The organism is Pseudomonas sp. B40(2017) (genome assembly GCF_002112855.1).
GTDB classification, from domain to species: domain Bacteria; phylum Pseudomonadota; class Gammaproteobacteria; order Pseudomonadales; family Pseudomonadaceae; genus Aquipseudomonas; species Aquipseudomonas pharyngis.
Genome location: NZ_NEIT01000008.1, coordinates 182,086 through 194,108 on the forward strand (window position 1 = coordinate 182,086; position 12,023 = coordinate 194,108).

The window sequence follows — 12,023 nt, forward strand, 5'->3', positions numbered from 1 at the left end:
ATTTCCCTGTGGGAGCGGGCTTGTCTCAGGGTTTGCCGTTGCCTTCAATGTGGCCGAGCGGCACCCGCTTCTCGATCGCACTCGACAACACGATCGACGTCTTGCTGAACCCGAATTTCGCCACCCGGTTGATCAAATCCTCCAGCTCCGGCATCGAACCCACCGCGGCCTTCATGATCACGCACGGATCGCCCGTCACTCGAAAGCACTCGGTCAGTTGCGGAATTTTCACCAGTTCGTCGTAGACCTTTTGACTGCCGTTCTGGTGGAGGCGCAATTCGATCACGCACTGGATCGGCAAGCCGATTTTCGACAGGTCGATGTTCGCCTGATACCCGGTGATTACTCCGGCTGCCTCGAGTTTGGCCACGCGTTCGGCGACGGCGGGGGCAGAGAGGTTCACCTTGCGGGCGAGGTCGGCGTAGGACGCGCGACCGTTTTCGAGCAGGGCGCTGAGCAGCATGCGGTCGTATTTGTCCAAGGTCGGACTCCTGAAAATGCCAGACTTTCGAAATCGCGGTTTTGGCCGTCGATCTCCGTGTTTTCAAAAGTGTACCGGCGCTATAAACAGGTTTTGTAACTTATTTTTAGCGGTTGGCCTTTCTAGAATAACCCATCCCCTGAGTCTGACTTTCGAGCTGCCCATGTCTGCCTTGCGCCGTTTTTCCCTGCCCTTGATCGCTGCGTTTTTTGCGTTGTACGTGATTTGGGGATCGACCTATCTGGTGATCCGCATCGGCGTCGAGTACTGGCCGCCGCTGATGCTCGGTGGCGTGCGCTTCGTGATTGCCGGCACGCTCATGTACGCGTTTCTGCGCTGGCGCGGTGCACCGGCGCCGACCTGGGCGCAGTGGAAGGCGGCGGGGATCATCGGGATTCTGTTGCTCAGCTTCGGCAACGGCGCGGTGACTTTGGCCGAGCACAGCGGCGTGGCGTCGGGTGTTGCTGCGCTGGCGGTAGCGACGGTGCCGCTGTTTACCTTGCTCTGCGGTTATTTCTGGGGCGCGCGCAACACTCGCCTGGAGTGGGCCGGGGTGGTGATGGGGATTATCGGTATCGCGATGCTCAACATGGGCTCCAACCTGCAATCGAGTCCACTGGGCGCGGCGTTGCTGATTTTCGCGGCGGCGAGCTGGGCGTTCGGCTCGGTGTGGAGCAAACACTTGCCGCTGCCTCAGGGCGCAATGGCCAGTGCCGTGGAAATGCTGGTGGGCGGCGTCGTGCTGCTGATCGGCAGCGCGGCCAGCGGTGAACACCTGCAGGCCATGCCGCCGCTGGAAGGCTGGCTGGCGCTGGCGTACCTGATCTTCTTCGGCTCGATCATCGCGTTCAACGCTTACATGTATCTGTTGAAAAACGTTCGTCCGGCGGCGGCCACCAGTTATGCCTATGTGAACCCGGCGGTGGCGGTGTTGCTGGGGATCGTGTTTGTCGGCGAGACCATCGGCATCGAAGAGGCGCTGGCGATGCTGGTGATCATCGGCGCGGTGGTGCTGATCAGTCTGCCGCAGTGGCGGCGTCCGGCGCGGTCGCCGGTGGTCAGCGAGCCGGCTGCCGCAGCGAAGGTCATAGCGACGGAGCAACGTGCGAATTAGGGTAAACTGCGCGCCATCGCACACTTGCTCTGATTTTTTCCTACGGTACTCCCATGACTTTCGCCACCCTTGGCCTGATCGAACCCTTGCTGCGCTCCCTCGAGAAGCTCGGCTACCAGACCCCGACGCCGGTGCAGGCGCAAGCCATTCCGGCCGTGCTGGCCGGTCGCGACCTGATGGCTGCGGCCCAGACCGGCACCGGCAAGACCGCCGGTTTCGCTTTGCCGCTGCTGCAACTGCTGGCGATGGAAGGGCCGAAAGTCACCGCCAACTCGGTGCGCGCGCTGATTCTGGTGCCGACCCGCGAGCTGGCCGAGCAAGTCCACGAAGCCGTGCGCCAGTACGCTGAAAACCTGCCATTGCGCACTTATGCGGTGTACGGCGGCGTCAGTATCAACCCGCAGATGATGAAGCTGCGCGGCGGCGTCGATCTGCTGGTCGCGACCCCGGGCCGTCTGCTCGACCTGTTCCGCCAGAACGCGCTGAAGTTCAACCAGCTGCAAACCCTGGTACTGGACGAAGCCGACCGCATGCTCGACCTGGGCTTTTCCGAAGAGCTGGCGAACATTTATCGCGCGCTGCCGAAGAAGCGGCAGACGCTGCTGTTCTCCGCGACCTTCTCCGATGACATCCGCCTGCTGGCCGGGCAGATGCTCAACGATCCGCAGAGCATCGAAGTCAGCCCGCGCAACGTCGCCGCCAACACCGTCAAGCAATGGGTGGTGACGGTGGACAAGAAGCGCAAGCCGGAACTGTTCGTGCACCTGATGCGCAAGAACAAGTGGAAGCAGGTGCTGGTGTTCGCCAAGACCCGTAATGGTGTGGACGCGTTGGTCGAGAAACTTCAGGGCCTGGGCGTGAACGCCGACGGCATCCACGGCGACAAGCCGCAGGCGACCCGGCAGCGGGCGCTGGACCGCTTCAAACTGAGCGAAGTGCAGATTCTGGTGGCCACCGACGTGGCGGCCCGTGGTCTGGATATCGAAGACCTGCCGCTGGTGGTCAACTTTGATCTGCCGATCGTGGCCGAGGATTACATTCACCGTATCGGCCGGACTGGCCGCGCGGGTTCGACCGGTAAGGCGATTTCGCTGGTGTGCGCCGATGAAGTGAACATGTTGTCGGCGATTGAAATGCTGACCCGCAGCACGTTGAAGCGTGAGGTTGAGCCGGATTTCGTGCCCGAGCACCGCGTGCCGGACACCGATGCCAGTGGCCAGGTGATCAAGAAGCCGAAGAAACCGAAGAAGCCGAAAGCTTCCGGTGGTGGCGGTGGCAAGCGCAATCTGGGCAAGTGGGTGGACAGCGGGGATACCCCGGCGCCTGAGGTGGCGATCAAGCCTGTGCGAAAGGTGCCGGTGTTCAATACCGGGCCGCGCAAGCGTAAGCCTTAAAGATTGCCTTGAAGATCAAAAGCCCCTCACCCTAACCCTCCCGAAACGTCGGACCGCCCGGAGGGAGAGGGGACTGACGGGGTTGTTTTTGCGAGTTACGCCGACCTGAAATATCGAGTCGAACTCAGGTTATGAAAAGCACCTGATCGATGAATCCATAATCGACTCGGTCTTTCAGGTCGATGTATGACGCCAGACACCTCGGTCGGCTCCCTCTCCCACCGGGAGAGGGCTGGGGTGAGGGCGACTCAGCTTTTACGTCGTAACCAGTCCAGCATTCCCAACCCCGCCGCCCGGCCACTGGCAAAACACGCCGTCAGCAAATAGCCGCCAGTCGGCGCTTCCCAATCCAGCATCTCCCCCGCGCAAAACACCCCCGGCAACGCCTTGAGCATCAAGCGCTCATCCATCGCCTCGAATGTCACACCACCGGCACTGCTGATCGCTTCGTCCAGCGGACGGGTTTTCACCAGTGTCAGTGGCAAGGTCTTGATCGCCCGGGCCAACAACGCCGGATCGGCAAACGTCGCGGCGTCAGTGAGCTCTCGGAGCAGCGCCGCTTTCACCCCATCAATCCCGACCTGACTGTGCAGGTGCTTGGCCATCGAGCGCGATCCCCGTGGTTTGCTCAACGCCGCCTGCAATTTATCCACAGGTCGGCCGGGCAGCAGGTCGATGTGAATGGTCGCGGCACCGTGCACATTGATCGCCTCACGAATCGGCGCTGACAGCGCGTAGATCAAACTGCCCTCGATGCCGGTTGCAGTAATTACGCATTCACCCAGACGCGGAACATCGTCGTTCAAACCGATGGCGATATTTTTCAGCGGCGCGCCGGCGAATTTGCTGACCATCACTTCGCTCCAGGCCTGCACATCGAAGCCGCAATTGCTCGGCTGCAACGGCGCCAGTCCTACACCGCGTTGCTCCAGCGGCAGCATCCACGCGCCGTCGGAGCCCAGTCGCGACCAGCTGCCGCCGCCGAGGGCGAGCAGGGTGGCGTCGGGGGAAAGGGTTTTCTCGCCTTCCGGGCTGTCGATGCGCAGCGCGCCGTTTTCGTCCCAGCCGAGCCAGCGGTGGCGGGTGTGGATAACCACGCCGCTGTCGCGCAGGCGCTTGAGCCAGGCGCGCAGCAATGGCGCGGCTTTCATGTCGGTGGGGAACACCCGGCCGGAGCTGCCGACGAAGGTTTCGATCCCCAGTTCGTGAATCCAGCGGCACAGTGCGTCGACGTCGAACGCGCGCAGCAGCGGGGCGATGTTCGCGGCGCGTTCGGCGTAGCGCGAGAGGAACGCCGGGTAGGCTTCGGAATGGGTGATGTTCATGCCGCCGACCCCGGCCAGCAGGAACTTGCGGCCTACCGAGGGCATTCCGTCGTACAGATCGACGCGAACTCCGGCCTGGCTCAGCACTTCGGCGGCCATCAGGCCGGCGGGGCCACCGCCGATGATGGCGACGTGAGCGGGAAGGGCGGCAGAGGTCTGGGTCATGGCAGCGGCAATAGCGTGGCGGAATAAGCCGCGCATTCTAGCAGCAGCGACCATCTTCAGGCCTGATCAAAAAACAACCAGCGTGCTGCAGGCCATGTTCAGCGTGGGCTGTAGTCCCTTTCGCTCAGGTTATCCACAGGCCGTTCCACAGCCATTGTGGGTAACGCAGCACAACTCAATGACAACCCGATGACTGCCAGACGCGCTGCGCACTGTGATGAAGGATGCCGTGGCGGCGGGCGAGGGCGTGGCGGTCCTTGCTGTAGCCGCCGCCGATCACCCCGACCACCGGGATGTCGCGGCCCAGGCAGTGGCGCATCACGCTTTCGTCGCGGGCGGCGACGCCTTCGTCGGTCAGTTGCAGATAACCGAGGGCGTCGTCCTTGTGCACGTCGACACCGGCGTCGTACAGCACCAGATCAGGCTGATACAGCGGCAGCAGATAGTTGAGTGCGTCGTCGACAACTTTCAGGTAGTCGGCGTCGCCCATGCCGTTGGGCAGCGGAATGTCCCAGTCGCTTTCGGCCTTGCGTGCAGGAAAGTTCTTTTCACAGTGCAGGGAAACGGTGATCGCTTCCGGGGTGTTGTGCAGAATCCGCGCGGTGCCGTCGCCCTGATGCACGTCGCAGTCGAAGATCAGCACCCGGTTCACCCGGCCGCTTTGCAGCAGGTAGTGGCTGATGATTGCCAAGTCATTGAAGATGCAGAACCCGGCGGGGTAGTCGTAGTGGGCGTGATGGGTGCCGCCGGCGAGGTGACAGGCCAGGCCATGTTCCAGGGCTTTTTCCGCTGCCAGAATCGAACCGCCGACCGCCCGCACCGTGCGTCGCGCCAGCGCTTCATTCCACGGCAGACCGAGGCGCCGCTGGTCTTCGCGGGACAACTCGCCGCTCATGTAGCGTTCGATATAACCGCGGTCATGGGCCAGGGCGAGAATGTCGGCAGGGCACAGCTCGGGGCGCAGCAGGTCTTCGTCGCGGGTCAGGCCGCTGTCCACCAGGTGATCGCGCAGCAGGCGGAACTTGTCCATGGGGAAGCGGTGATCCGCCGGAAATTCCGGGCTGTAGTCTTCGTGATAGATCAGCGGCAACGGCATGGTGGACTATTCATAAAGGCTGCAGGAAAGAGTGCAAAGCCTAACAGCGATGTAGACTGACGGCATCAAGCGGAGGGGCGGGATGGAACCGATACTGGAGCTGCAAAGCGCAAGGCTGCTGATGCGCCAATGGCAGGACGAGGATTTGCCGGCGTTCGCGGCCATGTGCGCCGATCCGCAGGTGATGCGCTACTTCCCCGCGCCCTTGAGCCGGCTGGAAAGCGCCGCGCTGATCGGCCGGGTGCGCGGGCATTTTGCCGAACACGGTTACGGCCTGTGGGCGCTGGAGCGCAAGGACAGCGGCGAGTTCATCGGTTTTACCGGCCTCGGCGTGGTCGGTTTCGACGCGCCGTTCACGCCGGCGGTGGAAATCGGCTGGCGGCTGGCCAAGGAGCACTGGGGCCTGGGTTATGCCAGCGAAGCGGCGTGGACTGCACTGCGCTGCGGCTTTGACCGTTTGTCCCTGAAGGAGATCGTGTCCTTCACCGCGCAGAGCAATCTGCCGTCGGAAAAAGTCATGCAGGCGATCGGCATGCATCACGATCCAGCCGACGATTTCGATCACCCGAAACTGGCTGTCGACCATCCGTTGAGTCGACATGTGTTGTACCGCATCACCCGGGAGCAATGGCTGCAGACCTTGCATGGCTAAGCCGACACGGACGTTTACAATGGCGCGATCAGTGGCTCGCGCCAGAATCTGAATTGGCCGCCGCAGCCAGGGCTGCGCGGCATAGCGTTGTGTGAGGAGAGTCTGAATGAGCCAAGTGTTGGAAGATCTGGTGGATCTGCTGACCCTCGAACCGATCGAGGAAAACCTGTTCCGTGGTCGCAGTCAGGATCTGGGCTTTCGCCAGTTGTTCGGCGGCCAGGTGCTCGGCCAGTCGCTGTCGGCGGCCAGTCAGACCGTTGAAGAAGCGCGCCATGTGCATTCGATGCACGGTTATTTTCTGCGTCCGGGCGATGCCAAGTTGCCGGTGGTGTATTCGGTTGACCGCGTGCGCGACGGCGGCAGTTTCAGCACCCGCCGCGTGACCGCGATCCAGAAGGGCCACCCGATTTTCACTTGCAGCGCTTCGTTCCAGTACGACGAAGAAGGCTTCGAGCACCAGAGCCAGATGCCGCAAGTGGTCGGCCCGGAAAACCTGCCGTCGGAGCTGGAACTGACCCAGCAACGCGCGCACCTGATCCCGGAACACATGCGCGAAAAGCTGCTGTGCCCGAAGCCGATCGAAGTGCGCCCGGTCACTGAAAAAGACCCGTACAACCCGCAACCGGCGGATCCGATCAAGTACGTGTGGTTCCGCGCCGACGGCGCCTTGGCCGACATCCCGGCGCTGCACAAATACCTGCTGGCGTACGCTTCGGACTTCGGTCTGCTGACCACCTCGATGTTGCCGCACGGCAAATCGGTCTGGCAGAAAGACATGCAGGTCGCCAGCCTCGACCACGCGCTGTGGTTCCACAACGACCTGCGCGCCGATGACTGGTTGCTCTACGCCATGGACAGTCCGTGGGCCGGTAACTCTCGCGGGTTCTCCCGTGGCAGCGTGTTCAACCGCGCCGGGCAACTGGTGGCGTCGGTGACCCAGGAAGGCCTGATCCGTCATCGCAAGGACTGGGCATGAGTCTGGCGGATGTGCGGCACTGGGTGTTCGACATGGACGGCACCCTGACCGTCGCCGTGCATGATTTCGCGGCGATTCGCGTGGCGCTGTCGATCCCGCCGGAGGACGACATCCTCACCCACCTCGCGGCATTGCCCGCCGAGGAAGCGGCGGCGAAACATGCATGGCTGCTGGAACATGAGCGCGATCTGGCGCTCGGCTCGACCCCGGCGGTCGGCGCGGTGGAGCTGGTGCGCGAGCTGCACGCCCGAGGCTATCGCCTCGGCATCCTGACCCGCAATGCGCGGGAGCTGGCCCACGTGACGCTGGAGGCCATCGGCCTGGCTGACTGTTTTGCGGTGGAGGATGTGCTGGGCCGCGATGAAGCACAGCCAAAACCGCATCCGGGTGGTCTGCTGAAACTGGCCGAGGCCTGGCAAGTGCCGGCGAACGAGATGGTGATGGTCGGTGATTACCGGTTTGATCTTGATTGCGGCCGGGCGGCGGGCGCACGCACGGTACTGGTGAACCTGCCGGACAATCCATGGCCGGAGTTGACCGACTGGCATGCGAAGGATTGTGTCGAGTTGCGGCGAATACTGTTCGCCTAAAAAAACGGGGGCTTGGGCCCCCGTTTTTTATTGCTCGAATAGTGCTTTCTGGCCTTCCGGCGAGGTCAGCATGCCGTCGCCGTTATGCCCGACGCCGGGCACTTCGATCAGTCGCTGATTGACTCCTTCAGGGTGACGACGCAGCAAGTAACCGAAAAACAGCTTCCCGCGCTCCAGTCGATAAGCCCCCTGGGCTTTGGCGGCGCAGCTCTTGTCCAGCGCCGGGTGTTGCGGGTCGGTGTCCTGCTGGCCCAGCAGATAAATCACCTCGCGTTTGACGTAACGGCCTTCAAGCTGCGCGGGCGTTTGCCCACCCGCGTAGATCGGCGGGTCCACCAGACCGTACTTCCAGCGGTTGAAACCCGGGCACTTCGCATGATCGAAAGCTACCGGGCGTTGCTCATTGAAGTAGGCGTACGACGACGGGTTGGCCACCACATAACGCAAGCGAATGCCCTCGGTCTTGAGCGCCGGTTGTTCCTGGGCCAGCAGCGCGTAACGCTGCACCACCTGCGCGCCGCCGGAGTGACCGAAGATCACGATCTGCTTCACGTCCGGAAACTGCTTGCGATCGCTCAGCCTTCCGACGATTTCGTCCAGTGCGGCGTAGGAACTCAGCGGGTTCGGCCCTGTGGATAACCCGCCACCCATCCATTCGTTGCCTTGCCAGCGCAGCACGCTGGCGGGTAACGAGTAGAGCGACACATCGCTTTCGTTGAGAAACTGCGGGGCGATCACCAGGGTGTTGGCGGTTTGCCCGGCCAGTTCCGCTGCGACTTCACCGCTTTTGCGATAGGTCTCGGCGTTGCGCAGACGGCCATGAATGACGATCAGCACGCGCTCGATTTTCGCCGGCGCCGGGCCGATGCCCACCGCCATTTCGCCGGCCTGCAATTGCAGGCGCCCGGGACTGATTGCGTCGACGCCGGCCGCTTGGGCGGTGCCGCCGATGAACAGTAAAGCCAACAGCCATTTATGCATTTACAGGTTTTTCGCCGCAAAGGTATCGCACTGGCCGACCTGGCCCTGGGCGAATCCGGTTTTGAACCAGCGCACCCTTTGCGCCGACGTACCGTGAGTGAACGAGTCCGGCACCACACGGCCCTGACCCTGTTGTTGCAGGCGATCATCACCGATGGCGTTCGCCGCGTTCAAGGCTTCTTCGATGTCGCCCGGTTCCAGCCAGTTCAGGCGCTCCTGGGCGTTGTAGGCCCAGACGCCGGCCAGGCAGTCGGCTTGCAGTTCCTGACGCACCAGCAGACCGCCGTCGCCTTCCATCTGCCGGCCTTGCTGACGGGCTGTCTGAATTTTCGCCGAGACGCCGAGAAGCGTCTGCACATGGTGTCCGACTTCGTGAGCGATCACGTAGGCCTGGGCAAAGTCGCCGGCGGCCTTGAAGCGCTGGGCCATTTCCTGGAAGAACGCCATGTCCAGATAGACCTTCTGGTCTGCCGGGCAATAGAAGGGGCCGGTGGCCGAGGTTGCCAGACCGCAGGCGGAATTGACCCGGTTGCTGAACAGCACCAGGGTCGGATCCTTATATTGCCGGCCGGCCTGCTGGAAGATCGCGCCCCAGGTGTCTTCGGTGTCGCCGAGAATCGAGCGCACGAACTCGGCCTGTTCATCGTTGGCCGGCGGTGCCTGACGGGTTTGCGAAGTCGGGGCCGATTGTTCGGTCATCTGCCCGGTGAGCTGGCCGAGGATCTGCAGCGGGTCCTGCCCGGTGATCCAGCCGATACCGACGATCAGCAGGATCGCCCCGAGGCTCAGCCCCTTGCCACCGCCGAAGCGCATGCCGCCGCCACCACCCATGTCATCGCCACGGGCATCGACGACGTTGTCACTGCGTCGGCCTTTTTTCCATAGCATGTGGGAATCCTCTGTTTGTTCGTGGTGATGAGTGTTGCTGGTGTGTGATGCTGGCGCCAGTCCGATCGTCCGGCAAGGTTTTGAATTCAGACAGTGAGCATACAAGGAATGTCGATAAAAAAAGGGCAAGCAACATCGATAAGAAAGATGGCGCAGACGTTGGGTGACTACTTGAGCCCAAGCATCGGTAAGGTGGATGAGTATTATCAGTGGTCGATCAATTGCCAAAAAATTAGCGATTTTACTCAACAGGACTTTTCGGAGATCGGCAGTGCCTATGAAAAGACCCTGAAAATGAAGGCGTGTTTGCGCCCAATGCTGGCAGATCCGAAGAGCAAAGAAGGATTGGATGCCGCACATTTTCTGGTGGGTGAGTGGGGCGGGATTACCCCCAGCGTAAAACTGTCTGAATGGGTGATTAAAGCCTGCTGTAGCCTTGAAAAGGGGCCGGAGAAGATGGATGACATCTCACTGACCGGTGTGAGCTCCTGGTCAAAGGTTGTCTCATGTCTGTATGACTGGGCGCCGATCTACGATTCCCGCGTCGCATTCTCCATCAATGCAATCAATTACATGAACGGTGATACCGAGGCGTTTTTTCCAATGCCCGTCGGTCGAGGAGCCCGTTTGTCGCTGATTAATCTGGAAAGCCTGTTTCTCTTGTCGAACCTGCGCTCTGGGGCGTTGGATTCAAGCATCTTGCTCAGCGCGCATGTAGGTAAGGAAATACGACCTCAGTTTCACATACCGGTGAGATCTGCCTATCGAGAGTATGTGCGGTTGGTGGCGCTGATCGGCGACTACCTCCAATTGGAAAAGGATCAACACTGCAAAATCGAAATGCTGTTATTTGCTTTAGCTCCCCACCAGGTATTCGCTGATCTGGTCAAGCGGCTTCTAATCGAGGGTTTAACGTCCGATGCCATTAAACAGGGATGATCGAAAGGGTATGACACGAATGGATGCGGTTGAAGAAACACTGGTTTTTTATGGCCTGATGAACTTGTCCACCATCGACCCCTTGGGCAATTTCGAGGGCGGTGAAATTGTTTTTGATGCCTTTCACGAATCGTGCGAGCGAAAAGCAGAGGCGGGTGCGCTTGGGCAAGATAGCCTGGACGATGACAAACGTTACCCGGTCGCGTTGTTTGCGATAAGCCGACGCGAGGCCTGGCGAATCTTGCAGGTGACCGTCCAGCAGTTCAACTCTCAGTCCTGGTGGAAAATCATCCTGCGGGCATCAACCAACGATGGGGTGGCCGTTCGATTTCTTTTGTCTGACGACAATGTGCAGCTGAACAATGTTTATCGAGTGATCAGCATTACCCCGGCTGACCCTCCAGTGAATGAATCGCTTGATGCGTTGACGCAACTTCCGACTGCGCCACTGTTCGAGGGAGCAAACATCGGCAGAGCCTTTCGCATTGCTGGTAGCCAATCCATCCGGGTCAATGTCGTCGATGTCGGGCAAGGAAACTTGAACGCGATTCAGAGTGGGTCTGACACCCATCTATTTTTTGATTTGGGGTGGCCAACGACGTTTCAAGACCGAGCAGGCTTGCCTCGGTTCAAGCCGGATTTATCCAGCGGTAGTGAAAGGACAGCACCTGTGGTGCTTTCTCACTGGGATTGGGATCACTGGGGCATGGCAATAGACACTGTGGTTTTCCATCGTGGTGGAGGTTCGACCATTACCTGGCACATTCCGGCGCTGGAGAGGCCGTGGATTGTGCCGGGTATCGGGTCAGATTGGGGCGGGGTCAAGCTCAGACCGTTGCATTGGCGATTTGTCCGAGAGCTCAATCGACGTGGACAGTTGTATTTGTGGCCCGCGTCCCGTTCCGAAATGGAGTTTGACCACGTGTCGATTTATCGGACTCGCGAGATCAGCAGAGGACGTCGCGCCAATGATCCGAATCAAAATGGACTGGCCATGGTGGTGCATGAGTGGCGACCTTCTGATACCGCGCAATTAAAAGGCATTTTGCTGCCAGGAGACGCTGACTTTATCAATATCCCGATCCTGCACGGAAGCAGGGTGCCCTATAAGTTCAATGGCCTTGTAGCCACTCATCACGGTGCAGCATTCACATATGAAGGGTGCCCGTCGACTTTTTCGGATTTTGCGCGAGTTGCTGTATCTGTGGGTTACAAGAACGGATATCGACATCCCAGGAAAATGGCTCTGGCCACCTACGTGGCCAGAGGGTGGACCCATCAGGCTCGAACCGACTATCGACTCGATATGGACCCCCTTTACGATGAATATCTCGCAAATGTGACGCTGACACTGAACGGCATTGCATCGGGCGCAGCCATATACGCGTTTGCCAGTTCATCCCTTTACTGGTGGCGATGACG

The 12,023-nt window shown here is 60.6% G+C and carries 12 protein-coding genes; 7 read left to right on the plus strand and 5 right to left on the minus strand.

From position 1 onward, the window contains the following. Positions 1-25: 25 nt before the first annotated feature. Positions 26-481: an Lrp/AsnC family transcriptional regulator gene (locus CAF76_RS23555; protein ID WP_064599615.1), complete on the minus strand. Its 456-nt coding sequence runs from the start codon at positions 479-481 to the stop codon at positions 26-28. Between the two features lie 163 nt (positions 482-644). Between CAF76_RS23555 and yedA the strand changes: the two genes are divergently transcribed. Together yedA and CAF76_RS23565 are read left to right on the plus strand one after the other, a co-directional pair. Then, entirely contained in the window at positions 645-1,595 is a 951-nt protein-coding gene (yedA, locus tag CAF76_RS23560; RefSeq protein WP_039771798.1) for a drug/metabolite exporter YedA, read from the plus strand. A gap of 53 nt (positions 1,596-1,648) precedes the next feature. Next, on the plus strand, positions 1,649-2,989 hold the full coding sequence (locus CAF76_RS23565; RefSeq protein ID WP_085648706.1) for a DEAD/DEAH box helicase: 1,341 nt from the start codon (positions 1,649-1,651) through the stop codon (positions 2,987-2,989). Between the two features lie 248 nt (positions 2,990-3,237). On the opposite strand, the gene CAF76_RS23570 is transcribed toward CAF76_RS23565, so the two are convergent. Both CAF76_RS23570 and CAF76_RS23575 read right to left on the minus strand, forming a co-directional pair. Then, a complete protein-coding gene (locus tag CAF76_RS23570; protein WP_085648707.1) occupies positions 3,238-4,479 on the minus strand; it encodes a TIGR03862 family flavoprotein in 1,242 nt (413 codons plus the stop codon). A 175-nt stretch (positions 4,480-4,654) separates the two neighbouring features. Further along, the gene (locus CAF76_RS23575) at positions 4,655-5,575 is read right to left on the minus strand and encodes a histone deacetylase (RefSeq protein WP_007958746.1); all 921 of its coding nucleotides are present in this window, start codon (positions 5,573-5,575) and stop codon (positions 4,655-4,657) included. Positions 5,576-5,657: 82 nt separating this feature from the next. Here CAF76_RS23575 and CAF76_RS23580 point away from each other — a divergent pair, with 82 nt between their 5' ends. The 3 genes from CAF76_RS23580 to CAF76_RS23590 all read left to right on the plus strand — a co-directional run bounded on the left by CAF76_RS23580 (position 5,658) and on the right by CAF76_RS23590 (position 7,793). Further along, complete coding sequence (locus tag CAF76_RS23580) at positions 5,658-6,227, plus strand: GNAT family N-acetyltransferase (RefSeq protein ID WP_085648708.1); 570 nt, start codon at positions 5,658-5,660, stop codon at positions 6,225-6,227. 106 nt (positions 6,228-6,333) lie between these two features. Then, a complete protein-coding gene (tesB, locus tag CAF76_RS23585; RefSeq protein WP_039771793.1) occupies positions 6,334-7,203 on the plus strand; it encodes an acyl-CoA thioesterase II in 870 nt (289 codons plus the stop codon). Further along, the gene (locus tag CAF76_RS23590; protein ID WP_085648709.1) at positions 7,200-7,793 is read left to right on the plus strand and encodes an HAD family hydrolase; all 594 of its coding nucleotides are present in this window, start codon (positions 7,200-7,202) and stop codon (positions 7,791-7,793) included. The genes tesB and CAF76_RS23590 overlap by 4 nt, the downstream gene beginning before the upstream one ends. Before the next feature lie 27 nt (positions 7,794-7,820). Here CAF76_RS23590 and CAF76_RS23595 read toward each other — a convergent pair whose 3' ends face one another. Both CAF76_RS23595 and CAF76_RS23600 read right to left on the minus strand, forming a co-directional pair. Continuing rightward, positions 7,821-8,774, minus strand: a complete 954-nt coding sequence (locus CAF76_RS23595) for a hypothetical protein (protein WP_085612583.1) — start codon at positions 8,772-8,774, stop codon at positions 7,821-7,823. Beyond that, entirely contained in the window at positions 8,775-9,662 is an 888-nt protein-coding gene (locus tag CAF76_RS23600; RefSeq protein ID WP_085648710.1) for a neutral zinc metallopeptidase, read from the minus strand. It abuts the gene before it with no gap. A gap of 147 nt (positions 9,663-9,809) precedes the next feature. Between CAF76_RS23600 and CAF76_RS23605 the strand changes: the two genes are divergently transcribed. Further along, positions 9,810-10,601 (plus strand): hypothetical protein, encoded by a 792-nt coding sequence (locus CAF76_RS23605; RefSeq protein ID WP_085648711.1) that lies wholly within the window; start codon positions 9,810-9,812, stop codon positions 10,599-10,601. 19 nt (positions 10,602-10,620) lie between these two features. After that, the gene (locus CAF76_RS23610) at positions 10,621-12,021 is read left to right on the plus strand and encodes a hypothetical protein (RefSeq protein ID WP_143491843.1); all 1,401 of its coding nucleotides are present in this window, start codon (positions 10,621-10,623) and stop codon (positions 12,019-12,021) included. Positions 12,022-12,023: the final 2 nt, after the last annotated feature.

Coding starts and splice junctions, on each gene's coding strand:
- yedA (WP_039771798.1), top strand. CDS start 645: ATGTCTGCCTTGCGCCGTTTTTCCCTGCCCTTGATCGCTGCGTTTTTT.
- CAF76_RS23565 (WP_085648706.1), top strand. CDS start 1,649: ATGACTTTCGCCACCCTTGGCCTGATCGAACCCTTGCTGCGCTCCCTC.
- CAF76_RS23570 (WP_085648707.1), bottom strand. CDS start 4,479: ATGACCCAGACCTCTGCCGCCCTTCCCGCTCACGTCGCCATCATCGGC.
- CAF76_RS23575 (WP_007958746.1), bottom strand. CDS start 5,575: ATGCCGTTGCCGCTGATCTATCACGAAGACTACAGCCCGGAATTTCCG.
- CAF76_RS23580 (WP_085648708.1), top strand. CDS start 5,658: ATGGAACCGATACTGGAGCTGCAAAGCGCAAGGCTGCTGATGCGCCAA.
- tesB (WP_039771793.1), top strand. CDS start 6,334: ATGAGCCAAGTGTTGGAAGATCTGGTGGATCTGCTGACCCTCGAACCG.
- CAF76_RS23590 (WP_085648709.1), top strand. CDS start 7,200: ATGAGTCTGGCGGATGTGCGGCACTGGGTGTTCGACATGGACGGCACC.
- CAF76_RS23595 (WP_085612583.1), bottom strand. CDS start 8,774: ATGCATAAATGGCTGTTGGCTTTACTGTTCATCGGCGGCACCGCCCAA.
- CAF76_RS23600 (WP_085648710.1), bottom strand. CDS start 9,662: ATGCTATGGAAAAAAGGCCGACGCAGTGACAACGTCGTCGATGCCCGT.
- CAF76_RS23605 (WP_085648711.1), top strand. CDS start 9,810: ATGGCGCAGACGTTGGGTGACTACTTGAGCCCAAGCATCGGTAAGGTG.
- CAF76_RS23610 (WP_143491843.1), top strand. CDS start 10,621: ATGGATGCGGTTGAAGAAACACTGGTTTTTTATGGCCTGATGAACTTG.